Source organism: Pseudobutyrivibrio ruminis CF1b (assembly GCF_000424005.1).
GTDB lineage: Bacteria > Bacillota > Clostridia > Lachnospirales > Lachnospiraceae > Pseudobutyrivibrio > Pseudobutyrivibrio ruminis_C.
The window spans coordinates 426,664-441,964 of record NZ_AUJB01000009.1; the positions used below are offsets into that span (position 1 = coordinate 426,664).

Annotated in this window: 11 protein-coding genes; all 11 read left to right on the forward strand. The window is 38.5% G+C overall.

Annotated elements, in window-relative coordinates; all coding sequences use genetic code 11:
• Window positions 1–138, forward strand: a complete 138-nt coding sequence (locus G592_RS17700; protein ID WP_015550308.1) for a hypothetical protein — start codon at window positions 1–3, stop codon at window positions 136–138.
• A 68-nt stretch (window positions 139–206) separates the two neighbouring features.
• Window positions 207–1,034 (forward strand): DUF4422 domain-containing protein, encoded by an 828-nt coding sequence (locus G592_RS0108640; RefSeq protein WP_028247476.1) that lies wholly within the window; start codon window positions 207–209, stop codon window positions 1,032–1,034.
• A 58-nt stretch (window positions 1,035–1,092) separates the two neighbouring features.
• On the forward strand, window positions 1,093–1,929 hold the full coding sequence (locus G592_RS0108645) for a metallophosphoesterase (protein ID WP_028247477.1): 837 nt from the start codon (window positions 1,093–1,095) through the stop codon (window positions 1,927–1,929).
• 21 nt (window positions 1,930–1,950) lie between these two features.
• Window positions 1,951–2,811: a dTDP-4-dehydrorhamnose reductase gene (gene rfbD / locus G592_RS0108650; RefSeq protein WP_028247478.1), complete on the forward strand. Its 861-nt coding sequence runs from the start codon at window positions 1,951–1,953 to the stop codon at window positions 2,809–2,811.
• Window positions 2,812–2,833: 22 nt separating this feature from the next.
• Entirely contained in the window at window positions 2,834–3,712 is an 879-nt protein-coding gene (gene rfbA / locus G592_RS0108655; RefSeq protein WP_028247479.1) for a glucose-1-phosphate thymidylyltransferase RfbA, read from the forward strand.
• A gap of 19 nt (window positions 3,713–3,731) precedes the next feature.
• The gene (gene rfbC / locus G592_RS0108660) at window positions 3,732–4,310 is read left to right on the forward strand and encodes a dTDP-4-dehydrorhamnose 3,5-epimerase (protein WP_028247480.1); all 579 of its coding nucleotides are present in this window, start codon (window positions 3,732–3,734) and stop codon (window positions 4,308–4,310) included.
• Window position 4,311: 1 nt separating this feature from the next.
• Entirely contained in the window at window positions 4,312–5,550 is a 1,239-nt protein-coding gene (locus G592_RS0108665; protein ID WP_036952263.1) for a nucleotide sugar dehydrogenase, read from the forward strand.
• Window positions 5,551–5,564: 14 nt separating this feature from the next.
• A complete protein-coding gene (locus G592_RS0108670; protein ID WP_028247482.1) occupies window positions 5,565–6,218 on the forward strand; it encodes a NeuD/PglB/VioB family sugar acetyltransferase in 654 nt (217 codons plus the stop codon).
• Window positions 6,219–6,405: 187 nt separating this feature from the next.
• Window positions 6,406–9,876, forward strand: coding sequence for a hypothetical protein (locus G592_RS0108675; protein ID WP_028247483.1), 3,471 nt, complete (start codon window positions 6,406–6,408; stop codon window positions 9,874–9,876).
• 321 nt (window positions 9,877–10,197) lie between these two features.
• Window positions 10,198–13,008 (forward strand): hypothetical protein, encoded by a 2,811-nt coding sequence (locus tag G592_RS0108680; RefSeq protein WP_155942179.1) that lies wholly within the window; start codon window positions 10,198–10,200, stop codon window positions 13,006–13,008.
• Window positions 13,009–13,400: 392 nt separating this feature from the next.
• Window positions 13,401–15,301 (forward strand): hypothetical protein (locus G592_RS16060; protein WP_036952266.1); only part of this gene is annotated, 1,901 nt, incomplete at its 3' end.

Consider the following 15,301-nt stretch of genomic DNA (forward strand, 5'->3'; position numbering starts at 1 on the left):
ATGACTGAGGGCGGTTTTTTAATTTTCTTTTTTGCATTAATATTGTTAGTTGTCATTGTTGCAGTTATTGCAGTGGTATCTGCGGTTTCAGGTGCTGCGGCAGCAATTGTTGACGAAGAGGACGGCGAAGAGGATTAGTATAATCCATTAAAGATTACAAAAGGCGTCTATGGTTATAGGCGTCTTTTTTTATGGGAGACTAGGGCTTGGATATTAAAATATTTATAGCTACACATAAACCATGTCAGCTGCCGGAACAATCATGTTATGTTCCTATTCAGGTTGGCGCCAAAGGAAAAGAACCAATTTCATACAGTCAGGTTGGCATCTCAGATCGAACAGGTGACATCATTCGCGATGATGCTGGTGAGAATATCTCCCAGAAGAATCCTTTTTACTGCGAGCTGACAGCCACCTATTATATATGGAAAAATATCACAGCTGATGTAGTGGGCTTATGTCATTACAGACGTTATTTTGCAAATAAAAAAAATCTCGGTACGGATCAGGTACCATTTGCAAATGTGCTTACAGAGGCAGAGATTGAAAGCTTAATGACAGAGGCTGATGTTATCATTCCAAAGAGAAATAAATATTTTATAGAGACACTTTACAGCCACTATGCACATACCATGGATGGTATGCATCTGGATGTTGCCAGAGAGGTTATGGCTCAGGTTTGTCCTGAGGATTTGAAGTACATGGATGCTATTTTCTCGCGTACTAATGGCAGTATGTACAATATGTGCATCATGAAAAAAGATGTATTCGACAGATATAGCGAATGGCTATTTGCATTGTTGGCAGGTGTTGAAGAACGCGTTGACACAACGGGGCTTACTGATTTTCAGGCCCGTCTTTTTGGACGTGTCAGCGAGATTCTTATGAATGTCTGGATTCTCAAGATTCAGTCTGAAGGTAAGGTTGTTACAGAGGTGACAGCAGCCTATTCGGAGAAGATTAATTGGATTAAAAAGGGGTATTGGTTCCTTCAAGCAAAGTTTTTTGGAAAGAAATACACAAAGAGTGCATAAATTCGTGCTAAACTTAGATGTAGTGTGGATTGCTTTTGATTGAAGGAATGGGTTACATATGAAATCTCACAAAAAGAAACGAATCGGATTAAAGATATTTCTGCTTATTCTGATTTTATTATCACTGGGGTTTGTTAGTCCTTTAAAGTTGACTACATATGATTTGCATTCATCTACTATACCAGATGATTTTGATGGATATCGGATTGTACAAATCAGTGATTTTCATTGCAAGGAGTTTGGCGAAAAGGAGAGCGCCTTGATTTCTCTCGTGAAAGAAGCTAAGCCAGATTTAATTGTTTTTACTGGCGATATTGTAGATGAAGAACACACCATAGAAAATGCAGAATATCTTATAGAGGGGCTTAAAGATGAAGCTCCTATGTATTATGTTACGGGTAATCATGAATACTACACTAATGGCCCATTAGGTGGAGCTCCATACGAGGCATTTAAAGAATTATGTGAAGATAATGATGTGATTATCCTTGATAATGAGACCCGTACCATTGAAAAAGACGGGGCAAAAATTCTTATTAGTGGTTTAGATTGGAGAAATACATCAGCAAATTTAAAGAATGTTCTTGGATATGCTGATGCGGGATTATTCAATATCTTGCTATGCCATGACGCTTCAAAGTTTAATTTTATATCAGAGTATGGATATGATATAGTATTTACTGGTCATATACATGGCGGGCTTGTGCGGCTTCCTGTTAAAGGCGGATTGTTTGGGTCAGATTATTCGTTCTTCCCAAAGTATGACCGCGGTGTTTATAGCGAAAAAAATTCCACTATGGTATGTAGTGCAGGATTGGGAGATGCCAGAGTACCTCGCTGGAACAATCCAAGAGAGGTAGTGCTTGTGAAATTACATAAGGATAAAATCCTTTAGAATATAAAGAAGGAAATTTTTATGAGAAAAATTTTGGTTACAGGTTGCAATGGTCAGCTTGGCCGTGCAATCCAGAACGAATATAAGGATGAGGTAGAATTTATCCTTACAGACGTTGTTGAAGGAGAGAAGATTTCTCCTCTTAACATTATGGATTTAGATGAGGTTCTTAGTTTTGTTGAGGCTAAGAAGCCTGATGTTATTATCAACTGTGCAGCAGCTACAAATGTAGATGGCTGTGAAAAGGATTGGGATTTTGCTTATAAGCTTAATGCACTTGGTCCTAGAAATCTTGCCATTGCAGCTTCTAAGGTTGGAGCAAAGCTTATCCATGTAAGTACAGATTATGTATTCCCTGGAAATGCTACAAAACCTATCACAGAGTTTGACCAGCCAGCACCTATCAGTGCATATGGAAAGACAAAGTATGAAGGTGAGAAGTTCGTGCAGCAGTTTGCGGACAGATGGTTTATTGTTCGTACTGCGTGGCTTTATGGAGATGGAAAGAATTTTGTTAAGACAATGCTCAGCCTTGCTGAGACTCACGATGAGCTTTCAGTAGTTTGTGATCAGCTTGGATCACCAACATCGGCTGTTGAGCTTGCACGTATGATTCACCATCTTGAGCCTACAGAGAATTATGGAATCTTCCACGGTACATGTGAGGGGGATACAAACTGGGCAGATTTTACAGAGGAAATCTTTAAGTTGAAGGGTATTAACGTAAAAGTTAATCATGTAACAAGTGAGGAATATAAAAAGATGAATCCTGCAAGTGCAGACAGACCTCACTATTCAATCTTAGACAATTATATGCTTCGCCTTACAAGCGGCTACAAGATGGCTGATTGGAAGGACGCATTGAAAGAATATTTAAACTAACCGGAAGGAGCGAAAGCTTATAATGAAAGGTATTATTTTAGCAGGTGGTTCGGGAACTAGACTTTACCCATTAACAAAGGCTATTAGTAAGCAGATTATGCCTATCTATGATAAGCCTATGATTTATTATCCATTATCTACACTTATGCTGGCGGGTATTCGTGAGGTGCTTATTATTTCTACACCTAGAGATCTTCCAGTTTTTAAGGAGCTTTTAGGTGATGGAAAGCAGCTTGGTATGGATATTCAGTATGCAGTTCAGGAGGCTCCAAACGGTCTTGCTGAGGCATTTATCATTGGTGCAGATTTCATCGGCAGCGATGCAGTTGCACTTGTACTTGGTGACAATATTTTCTATGGTCAATCATTCTCAAAGGTGCTTCTTTCTGCAGCACAGAGAACTGAGTCTGAGCCAGGCGCTACTATTTTCGGATACTACGTACGTGACCCAAGAGAGTACGGTGTAGTTGAGTTTGATGAGAACGGTGTAGCTATTTCTATCGAGGAAAAGCCAGAGAAGCCAAAGAGCAATTACGCTGTTCCAGGACTTTACTTCTACGATAATTCAGTTGTTGAAATCGCTAAGACAATAACACCTTCAGCAAGAGGTGAGCTTGAAATCACAGCTGTTAACAACGCATATTTACAGCGCGGAAATCTTCACGTTGAGACACTTGGCCGTGGATTTGCATGGCTTGATACAGGAAATCACGACATGCTTCTTCAGGCTGCTGAGTTTGTCAGCACATTCCAGAAGAGACAGGGTATGTATGTATCATGCATCGAGGAGATTGCATACAAGCGTGGCTTCATCACAAAGGAGCAGCTTCTTAAGCTTGCAGAGCCACTCATGAAGACGGACTACGGTAAGTACCTCGTAGACGTATCTAATGGATTATAAATAGAAAAGAGCAATAAAAATGGGAAAGATTACAGTAGAGAAAAATGTTAATGGTATAGAAGGACTCTGTGTTATAACACCTCAGGTGTTTGGCGATGACAGAGGTTACTTCGTAGAGACATATAATAAGCAGGATATGGAGGCAGCAGGCCTTCACTACGACTTTGTTCAGGATAATCAGTCTGCAAGCAAGAAGGGTGTTCTTCGTGGACTTCACTTCCAAAAAGAGTACGCACAGGATAAGCTTGTCCGCGTAATCTCTGGTGAGGTTTATGATGTGGCAGTTGATCTTCGTCCAGGTTCACCTACATTTGGTAAGCACTACGGAATTCTTCTTTCTGCAGAGAATAAAAAGCAGTTCCTTGTTCCAAAGGGATTTGCTCATGGCTTCCTTGTAGTTAGTGATTTCGCAGAGTTCTGTTACAAGGTTACAGATTTCTATCATCCAAATGATGAGGGTGGCCTTGCATTTGATGATCCAGATATTAATGTTCAGTGGCCTATTCCAGAAGGAATGACAAAGGCTGATTTGATTCTTTCTGACAAGGACAAGGTTAACGCAAGCTTTAAGGAATATTGCGCAGAGAGAGGACTGTAAAATGAAAATCGCAGTAGCAGGTACAGGCTATGTAGGACTTTCGATTGCTACATTATTGGCACAGCATCATGAGATTCATGCTGTAGATGTTATTCCAGAAAAAGTAGAAAAGATTAATAACAAGATTTCTCCTATTCAGGATGAGTATATCGAAAAGTATCTTGCAGAAAAGGAACTTAACTTAGTAGCGACATTGGATGCTGAGGAAGCATATACAGGTGCAGAGTTTGTTGTTATTGCAGCACCTACTAATTATGATTCTCAGACACAGTATTTCGATACATCAGCTGTTGAAGCAGTTATTGAGCTGGTAATGAAATACAATCCAAACGCAATTATGGTTATTAAGTCTACTATTCCAGTAGGCTATACAAAATCAGTCAGAGAAAAGTTTGGTTCTAAGAACATCATGTTTAGCCCAGAGTTCCTTCGTGAAAGCAAGGCTTTATATGACAACTTATATCCATCAAGAATTATTGTTGGAACTGATTTAGATGATGAGAAATTAGTCAAAGCAGCCCATACATTTGCAGGCCTTCTTCAGGAAGGTGCTTTAAAAGAGGATATCGACACTCTTTATATGGGATTTACTGAGGCTGAAGCAGTAAAGCTTTTTGCTAATACATATCTTGCTCTTAGAGTTTCATACTTCAACGAGCTTGATACTTATGCAGAGATGAAGGGACTTGATACGGAGCAGATTATCAACGGTGTTTGCCTGGATCCACGTATTGGTTCACATTATAACAATCCTTCATTTGGCTATGGTGGATATTGCCTGCCAAAGGATACAAAGCAGCTCCTTGCCAACTACAAGGACGTGCCACAGGATATGATGTCAGCTATCGTGGAAAGTAATAAGACCCGTAAGGATTTTATCGCTGACAGAGTTCTTCAGAAGGCTGGATATTACGGCTATTCTGAGGGAAATACCTGGAATGCTGCAAATGAAAAACAGGTAACAGTCGGTGTTTACAGACTGACAATGAAGTCTAATTCGGATAATTTCCGCCAGAGTTCTATTCAGGGAATAATGAAGAGAATAAAGGCTAAAGGCGCTACAGTAATTATTTATGAACCAACCCTTAATGATGGTGATACATTCTTCGGAAGTGTTGTTGTAAATGATTTACAGAAATTTAAGGACATGAGCGACAGTATTATTGCGAACAGATATGATTCATGTTTGGATGATGTTGTAGATAAAGTATACACTAGGGATATCTTTAAGAGAGATTAAATCTGAGGTGGCTTATGATTCTGGGAATTTTTGGAGCCGGTGGCAATGGTAAAACAATAGTCGATGCAATCAATATTCGATGGGGGGAAGAATCCCCATGGGAAAAAGTATTGTTTATTGACGATGTGGTTGAAGAAAAAGAGGTTTACCAATGTCAGGTTTACAGCTATGAGTCTATGAAGTCAACATATTCTCCTGATGAAATTGAGCTGTTGATTAGTTTCGGAGAACCATCTGAAAGAAAAAAAGCATTCGATATGATAAAACGGGATGGCTATAGTCTGGCAAAATTTATAGCAATTAAAACCTATATGCCACAGAACTGTTTTATAGGCGAAGGCGCTATAATTATTGGTGCATTTATCAATAGCGATGTGAAAATAGGAGATAATACATTTGTTACTGTGGATGCTATTATAGGCCACGATAGTGTTATAGGTAGTGATTGTATAATAGGCCCAAGAGCATTTGTAGCTGGACATTGTAATATCGGTAATCAGGTATACATCGGTCCATACGCAGTCATTAGAGATAAAATCGAAATAGAGGACACAGCTGTGGTGGCCATGGGTGCTGTTGTTTTTAAAAATGTTGCCAGAGATTATATGGCCATTGGAAATCCAGCCAGAAACATGAAAAAAGGTGATGATTTCAAGGTTTTTAAGTAAATAACTTTATGATAATTAGGACGTCTTCGGACGTCCTTTTTTGTTATCCATATGGCATTTACCTCAAAGTACATTAGACTGAGTCCAATTCACACATACTTAAAAGAAACTACAAATTAATCTCACAGCGAGAGAATAATATATAGAATAAGTACCTATGTGAGATATTTGTGGAAGGTGAAAAGGTATGGTTAAGAAAAGGGTTTTTAGCATAATAGCTCTAGTCATGACTATTTTTATTCTTGGTTGTAATGCTGAAAGTACCACTATGGCTAGTTTGGAAAATATTGCTGATGAAGAGGTTGCTTTATCAGGACCTTCGGAGAAAGATGGAGAGTTTACGGACGAGATAGAGGATGAAGGTGAGACAGAAGAAAACAAGGACCTTGAAGTACCTGAAGATGCCAAGAGTAATGACACAGAAATAGAAGGAGAATCAGAGGAGACTGATGTCTCTACAGCAGAAGACGGCAATAAGGTAAAAAAGGGATTATTGAAATCATTAGGAGATGCTGAAGAATCAGAAGGGGCTGAGGAAAGTGAAGGAACTGAAGGTACGTCTGGAGAACAATCGGATAAGGAATGGGGTGTATCTTTAAATGACAGTTATGAACACCTTACTTTGTCTGTTTCAAAAAACAGTGCCAAAGCTGGGGATATTGTTACGATTATAGCTGCAGTTGATGTGGGTTATCAGCTGACCAGTATTACCGTTAAACCAGTAGATAACGAAGAGATTTCAAATATAACACCTGGCTCTGCAGGGAATAATTCATATGAATACACCCAGCCAGCCTGTAATGTAAAAATATATGCTACAGCAGAAAAAGCAGGTTATACAGTAGTGGGACCAAGTGTACCATTGGGGAATGGTACTGTTTCTGTTGTGGAAATAATTAGAGAATCTGAGGATTCAAAAGCATCAGGCACTAGTATCGCAAGTTATGGTGACAAGGTTGTTCTTGATATCGTGCCTGCAAATACATATAGTCTATCTTCAATAGATGTGACTTTTAGCGATGGACAGGTATGTAATGGTCTGAAAAATTTTGATGGCAGATATGAGTTTATTATGGCGGCAGCTGATGTTACATCTATAGTTGCTACTTTTTCTAATTATGTTGCCTTAAGTGATTTAACAAGACCTGTAATTATTAATGGAGACGGTAATACAATACCACAGGTAGGCGACAGACTTAATGCTGTAAGCGCGGCGTTGCCAGTGACATGGGAATGGTATGCTGATGGAGTATTAATTGATAATTCTCAAAGTGAGACTCCAGATATTTATGTGCTTACTATGAATGAGGTCGGAAAATCCATAATGGTTGTTGCCAAACAATCTCAAACACTAGTTGAAGGTCAACCAGCCGTTGAGGTGGAAGCTATATCTGACCCAACACAACCGGTAATAATAGGTGAAGGTACTATTATTTCTGCTGAAGAAGCAGCTTCTGCGGTATCTTATGATTACTATAATGAAATAGCAGTGATTGCTCCTGCTTATGAGGCAGCTGCTGATGATAATAGCATTTCTGGTGTGGACCAGCTTGCTATTACAGATATTTTAGATAGTGAAACCGACAGGGTTATTTATGTCAGAAGGAAAGCGGATATAGGTGTCAGGGCTAGTTTATGGACAGCTGTGGCACTTCCTGAAAGACCGGATGCACCAGATTTGACAGCAGAAAGTCCATCAAGTGCTCTTGCTGCTGATGGTAAGATTATGGGGACACTAACCACTATGGAATATAGGCTGGCTGAAGAGACCACATACCAGAGTGCTGCTGACAGTGTTACAAATGTTAAAGCTGGAAAGTATTATGTCAGAATTGCTGCAACAGATTCTTCCTTTGCTGGCAAGATTACAGAGGTGGATGTGTTAATAGGTTTTGTTGAACTTACGAGTGAGAGAAAACCAGTGATAGGAAATACTACTGCAGCTCGTACACAGCCTTATGTGGGTGACGTATTAAAGGTTACAACCACTGCGGGTCCTGGAATTACTTATGAATGGTATGCCAATGGCACTTTGATAACAGATGCCTCAGGAGATACCTATACTTTGCCACCTTCTGTATACAATAAGAGAATAACAGTAAAGGCTATTCAAGCTGCTAATGCAGATGGTGCAGGTCATCCTGCCAAGGAGATTTCCATTACATCAGCTGCAGTTGGACCTGTAAAAAAGGCGCCAGCAGATGCTCTATCAAGTGGAAACTATAGCAGCTATTTAAGAATAGATTATGTGGCAGAAACAGCCACTGCAAACTCAGGCTTTGAACTTAGTACATCAAAGGGAAGAACTGGAAATGAAACAATTAAGCTTGGTTCCCTTGTTGATAGAAGTACTAACAGATGCTTCTATGTGAGACAAAAGGAAACAGATTATAAAGAGGCCAGTGAATGGGCTAAGATTGAACTTGCGGCCCGCCCAGCTGCTCCAACAGGGCTTACCTCTGAAAAGGCAACTGCCTCAGATAAAGAAGATGGAAAAATAGTCGGAACAACATCGGCTATGGAATATAAATTAACAAGTGATTCCGATTATAAGAGGGCATCAGATGGTTATACTCTTGTAAAGAGTGGAAGTTATCATGTTAGATATGCAGTCTCTGGATCTTCATTTGCCAGCAAAACTACAACCGTGAGAGTTACCACGGGAACTACTACCAAGAAAAAAGATACAGATGAAGAGGATGATGAGAAAAAAACAAAAAAGAAAGTAACAAGTAAAAAGACAACAGCAAAAAAGGTTACTGGTAAAGGAAAAACGGCCAGTGATACAAAGCGCTCGTCCAGAGTTAGAGATGAGAGTGGTATATGGGATGGCATTCCAAGCGATACTCAGAAGAGTCTCAATGAAATAATGAAAACTTCAGGAGGAGAGGTTATAGATGCAAGTGCTTTAATGCATGGTACACCTGAAGAGTTGGAGGCTATACCTGTAGGAAACAAGCCTATTGCACTTGTTATTGGTAGTGGCGCAATTGTAATAGAAATGGAAAATCCTGATTCTGATGCTATGCTAAGTGATGCATTTGCCGTAGCAAGTGCAGTTTTAACAGAAGATCAGTTAGAACTTGTAGAACAGGGCGGTGTATTTGAAATCCGATTATCTTCAACTACTATAAATGAAGATGAAATATCTGACGAGACGATGGATGTCATAGATGAAAGTATTAGAGACTACAATGATGAATATCCAAATCTATTGAAATTAGGATTCCTTGATATTAATCTGATGTATCAGGTTGATAATCAGGGATGGACAAACGTTGCTGAGACATATGAACCTATTGGATTTGTTCTCACTTTGCCAGAGGACTATTGGGGTTCAATTGACAAATTCTTCATACTACGTGAGCATGAAGGAGAAGCCACTTTGTTGGATGACGAGGATGAAGATTTGAACACAGTTACTATATCTACAGGCCAATTTTCGACATATGTCCTGATGTATGATTCAGCTGTTCCACTTACTAATTTTGATTCGGATGTAGCGAAAGCTGCAAAAACAGACGACGGCACAGGTAACCTTGTTTGGAAGATACTATTTTGGATTATTGTTGGTCTTGATATTGGAGCTGCTATATTCTATGTATTTAAGAAGAAAGATTTGTTATCAAAAATAAAAGTACATATTAGAAGGCGTTAATAAAATTACAGGTCGGAGCCAATTACGGTTCCGACCTGTTTTGTAGCACAAAATGCAAGAGGCAATTAGAGAAAAATTCACATATAGAAAATTAAGCTTGAAGTAATTGTTGCATTTGAAATTGATTTTTCGGATAATCAAATTAGACTGTTTCGAAGGACGCATTTCTGAAAATTAAAGCTGAAAAAACATTTGAAGGCAAAATGGTCTCCAAATTTTCAAATGTGGATTTAAGTGCATAGAAAAGATAATTTATGACAGGAACTATAGATAATCTTATTGGCGGAAATAAATATTTAATTATAGGAGGAAATTAAAAAAGTGAATAATTTCGGGAGAAAAATTGTCAGGACATTAATGTTTGGAGGAGCAATCGCAGCGGGTTTTGCGGTCAATTCAAATGATGTTCTTGCAGCAGAAAATGGGGATGTTGAAGAAATTTTACAGACTGAGGCTGTACAGGCTGATGTTCAAAAGAGTTCACCTTTTGATGATTGTGTTGAACCATGGGTGTACCCAGACTTTAAGCCTGTATTTAATACTATGGAGGATGCAACAGGTGTTATCGAAGGCGATGCTGTAGCTGAGGAAAGTTATTTAGAGACCGCTGAAGCCGCTATAGATGCGGCTACTTTGACAAAAGAGAAGTCTGAGGAGCTGATAAATGGTGGAGAGGCTGTTTTGGAGCAGGCACAGGAAAAAGCTCAGATAGTAGAAGAAACCTACAATGAAATTGCAGAATATGTAGATGGTCAGGGTAAGGCGTTCAAAAATAGTCTCTCTAAAAGAGGGTTAAATGAGTATGTTGAAAAACTTGACGCTACAACAGATGTTCAGGAAAAAATTGCCATAATAGACGAAACTAACGAGATTATGTCGCCTAAGTATCAGGAAAAGCTACAAGAGTACAATGAATTACAAGAACAATTTGCAGTAATATCAAAAAAAGATGATGAAGAGAGAGCAGAAAAGGAAGCTAAATTACAGGAAGCAATAAAAGCGTACGAGGAAGCAAAAAAACAGTACGAAGAGACTGAAAAAGAATTGAAGAAATTTAAATCTGAGGTTGATGTGAAAGCCTTGGAGGCAGAAGCTCCTGGATATAATGAATATCTTAAGGAGTTAAACGCATTAAAAGAAGCTTGGGAGATTAGCTGTGAACAGTTTGACGAAATATATTATGCAAGAACTGGCTATGAGGAAAACGTTAGCATTACAGGAGCTGCAAGAGAGGAAGCGCTGAAAAAGATGAGAGACCTTTCTCTTCAGGAAATCAGCGATGAAGAATTAGCAGCCCAGGTCTTAGAATGTGCTCAGGCCCTAGAAGCATATAATAAGGCGGTTGAGGCTCTTGAAAACTGGTACTCTGAGTTGAGAAATGCAGTGGATAATCGCCAAGCTGCTAAAGCTGCATACGAAGAAAAGAATGGTTATACCGTAAACCAGGAGACAGCAGATAAGCTAAATTATTATCATCAGCTTACAGATAGATTGGCAGAACAGAAAGAAGCTCTAGATTATGCTGATATGATTATGCAGAGTCGTGATTATTCGTATCCTTCTTTGGAGTATATGCACATTCAAGATAGGATTTATGATTTGTATGATACCCTAAGAGAAATGCGTTATGATTATGACTATGACATCTCTTATGGTTGGTTCTATAAAAGTCTGTTAAAGGACTTAGAAAATTTAAAGAATAAAAAGAATCACGCTGATGAAGCACTTCAAAAGATTAATGATTCATATTCGCTGCTCATAGCTGAAATTGATGAGTATTTTAATGTTAATACAGAGCCAAAAGATTTCAATAAAACTCTGGAAGATATGAGAGATACTTTTGAGGATATGGAGTATGCTGACACTGAAATTAATGATGAGGTGGAAGAAGCTGCTGAATCAATAGTGACAGACTACGAAGAGGTTAAAAAAGCTACAGAGGCGGCAGAGCGTGATTTCACCAGAAAGGCTGAAAAAGCAGGTCTTGGAGAGTATGTTGAGAGAATAAAAACTACTGATGACGGGACAGAAAAGCTTGCTATCGTAGATGAAGCTATAGCAGCACTTCAGGAGACTCTTAACGAGTATGGGAATACAATTGATTCTGAGGAATACAAGCAGCTCTTAGCTGACATCGCTGAATATGAGCAGAAGCTAGCAGAGGCTGAGGCAGAGTATGAGGCTACCAAGGTGGAACAAGCAAAGGAAGAAGAACGAGATCTAGAGACTGCAAAAATTAGAGATAATCTTAATGATAAGTCAGTAATTAAATTATTAAAAAAGCTAAATAAACAGTATGACACTCTGGAAAAGAGAATTAGTCGAGGGGATTACGAGAGCCCAAAATCTATTTCAAACTTGTCTGGTAGTGATTATATGTGGAATATAAATAATGTATTAGATGCAGAACTCGCTGCTTATAAGGAGTTAGAAGACAATCCTTCAGTAGATTCTCTAATAAAATATGTAAATGCTTTGTTTAGATATGAAGAATGTAGAAATCTTGAACTATACATAGATGATTACTCAAATGTAGTCTCTGATGCAAAGCGTGAGCTGGAGGGAATTGATGCTCAGATTTATAATCTTACTGACAGAGGACATTTATCTCAGTACGAGTGGGAAGCGTATCGCTACTCTTTACTATACGAAATAGATCAAAGAGTGAACAATGCTAGAACCAATCTGAAGGATACAAAATCTAAGTATGAAGCATTAATTCGAAACAGATATACATACTTACTTAATGCATCACTTGGAAAAAACAATAACATCTTTGAAATAGTTGAAAATTACAAGGAACTACTTACATTAAAAAAAGAGGCTGAAACTATTAAGACTCAGGCTGTCGCAATGAAGGACGATGTAGTTGCCGGAAATGTAGTTCGAAATGTTACTTATTGCAATAACTACTCCTTTGAGTCATATTTTAACGATGAACCTATTAAAGTTAACGTATCATTCAAGGGAGATGCTACTGGCATGAAGGCAAAGCATATAAAGGAATTCAATTCTATTGACGACTTTATTCAGGCAGTATTCCAAGCAAAGTGTGATTTTGCCGGTAGTGTAGATGTTGAAATTTATAACACAAATGGAAATGTGATAGCTTCAACAACTATGAATCTGTAAATTTTAAATAGCATAGCGGAAACACCCCCTATACCAATGGCATAGGGGGTGTTTTTTACCAATGTTTAATAGACTGACAAATGTGAAATTTACGTGCGTAATTTCTGAAGATATTGCAAACGAGGTGTAAGGTATACTATTATCTAGATTGTCACATAATAATCACTTTTTTAAAGGAGGGTATTATTTCTATGGACAAATGGTGACGAAGAGTATTAAAGGCAGTAGTTTTTTGTGGTGCGATTTTAACAGGTGTTGGATTTAATTCAACAGATTCATTTGCTGCAGAGACTGAAACCGAAGGGGGAGCTGGACCAGTAAGTACAGAAGAGCAGCAGAGTGAAACTGATGTCTCACAGGGTGCAGATATTGTTCAGAACATGGAAGATGCCGTGGGGGTAATTGAAGGTGATGCTATAGCTGAGGAAGGATATTTAACACAAGCTGAAGATGCTATTTCTAGTGGCGAAATGACTAAAGCTTTAGCTGATGAGCTTGCTAAAAATGGAAAAGAGATTCTTGATCAGGCTAAGGAAAAAAATGATTATGTTAGCGACCAGCTTAGGAAAATATTAGGAGAGACTCAGGAAGCAGAGAAAGAATTTGAGACACAGGCTGATGCTGCAGGCTTGGAGGGATTCGCTAGACTATGTGAAGAAGCAGACAGTGATCAGGAGAAAATAGAAATTGTGACTCAAGCTGAAGCAGTGGCAGAGGATGTCTATGATGACGCTGTAGCAGAGCGCGACGCAGTAGTTGATGAATATAGTAATCTTGAAACCCAGAAGGAAGCCCTAGACGCTCAGAAAGCAGATATTGACAAAAAAGTAGCTGAAATGGAAGCTAAGATAAAAGAAATCCAGGCAGAAGTAGATAAATATGAATTACTGCTCAAAGAAAATGGGGAACTCCAAACTCAATTAAATGAGGCTATAAAAGAATCTGAAATACAACAGGAAACTTGGCTTGGAATTTTAGAAAGTAATTTTGAATATGATTCTGATTACATGAGATCTCTGCTTCCTGGTTTGCAAGCAGATTACGATAATTGTATGGCTGAATTGACAAGATTACAATCTCTATTGGAATATGAGATAAGTATGACATCAGTATATCACCAGGCATATGATGATAAAGTAAAGGAATATAATAAAAAAGTCGCAGATCGTGATGAATACAAAATAGAGTATTATGCTTTTGTCGCAGATCTTGAAAGTCAGTCCGAGGAAGAACTAAGAATAAAGGTAATTGAGTCAGAGGGTTCAGTTATTTTTGCAGAGGGTAAAGTAAGCCAATATGCAGATTATATGTATTATGAAGAACCTTATAGGTCTGAAATAGAAAAATTATATAATCAATGGGTAGCTACTTTAGAGTGGGCACAGTCAGAACTTGATAAAAGTCAGAAAAATTTAGACGATTATCTGGCAAAAAAGGCACAACGTCCAGAATACGACGCAAAGTTAAATCAGTATGAGGATGCTGTAAAAAAGGCTTCCGATGATGTCGGGATGGCTCAGTCAAACATTGACAATAATACCGCAAGTATCGATCGACTTAATACTAGAATTGATAATGCTCAGATAAGTGTAACCGAAGCTTCCAACGCAATAAGCTATACTCAGGCGCAGATTGACAGTTATGATAATTATTATGGAAAATATCAGGCTGAGGTTGAAAATTGGCAGAAGCTTAACAGAAATCTTTTTGCTGCACAGGGGGAAGCGGAAAACCTACGCAGCAATTATGAGATGGCTTGGTATGCTTTAAGAGATGCAAAAGCAGATAGTTATGTTTATTATGACATGTTATATTCTTTTGAAGATACTTATAACGAATTTATGGCGAAATATACACCTGTAAAAGAAAAGTATGACGTGTTACAGGAAAGGGTGGATAGCATTTCAAGATTCATTACTGGAGCCCAAAACTATAAAACTGCTCTCAGTAATGAAATTAGAGCTATAACTTTAGCATATGTTTCAGAAGCTGGATTAAAAGAAACTACAGCTAATTATGAAATCCTTGTAAAGATTCTTGATGAGTTTGAGGAGACCGTAGAACCAGAACCAGTCCATGTTCCAACTGATGAAGAGGTAATGGAAATCATTGAGAAACACATGTGGACAAAGGATCCTAGTGAATATTCACATGAGGAAGTGGTGCGCTCTTTAGAGTGCCTGGCTGCTCTCCAAAAAGAACAGCTTCAGGATCAGGCCACTAGAGATTTCTTCTGTGAGACTTACAGAAATAATCGCGAGGCGGTAAAAGAACAGACCGCTGAAGTATTAAA

Coding starts and splice junctions, on each gene's coding strand:
- G592_RS17700 (WP_015550308.1), top strand. CDS start 1: ATGACTGAGGGCGGTTTTTTAATTTTCTTTTTTGCATTAATATTGTTA.
- G592_RS0108645 (WP_028247477.1), top strand. CDS start 1,093: ATGAAATCTCACAAAAAGAAACGAATCGGATTAAAGATATTTCTGCTT.
- rfbD (WP_028247478.1), top strand. CDS start 1,951: ATGAGAAAAATTTTGGTTACAGGTTGCAATGGTCAGCTTGGCCGTGCA.
- rfbA (WP_028247479.1), top strand. CDS start 2,834: ATGAAAGGTATTATTTTAGCAGGTGGTTCGGGAACTAGACTTTACCCA.
- rfbC (WP_028247480.1), top strand. CDS start 3,732: ATGGGAAAGATTACAGTAGAGAAAAATGTTAATGGTATAGAAGGACTC.
- G592_RS0108665 (WP_036952263.1), top strand. CDS start 4,312: ATGAAAATCGCAGTAGCAGGTACAGGCTATGTAGGACTTTCGATTGCT.
- G592_RS0108670 (WP_028247482.1), top strand. CDS start 5,565: ATGATTCTGGGAATTTTTGGAGCCGGTGGCAATGGTAAAACAATAGTC.
- G592_RS0108675 (WP_028247483.1), top strand. CDS start 6,406: ATGGTTAAGAAAAGGGTTTTTAGCATAATAGCTCTAGTCATGACTATT.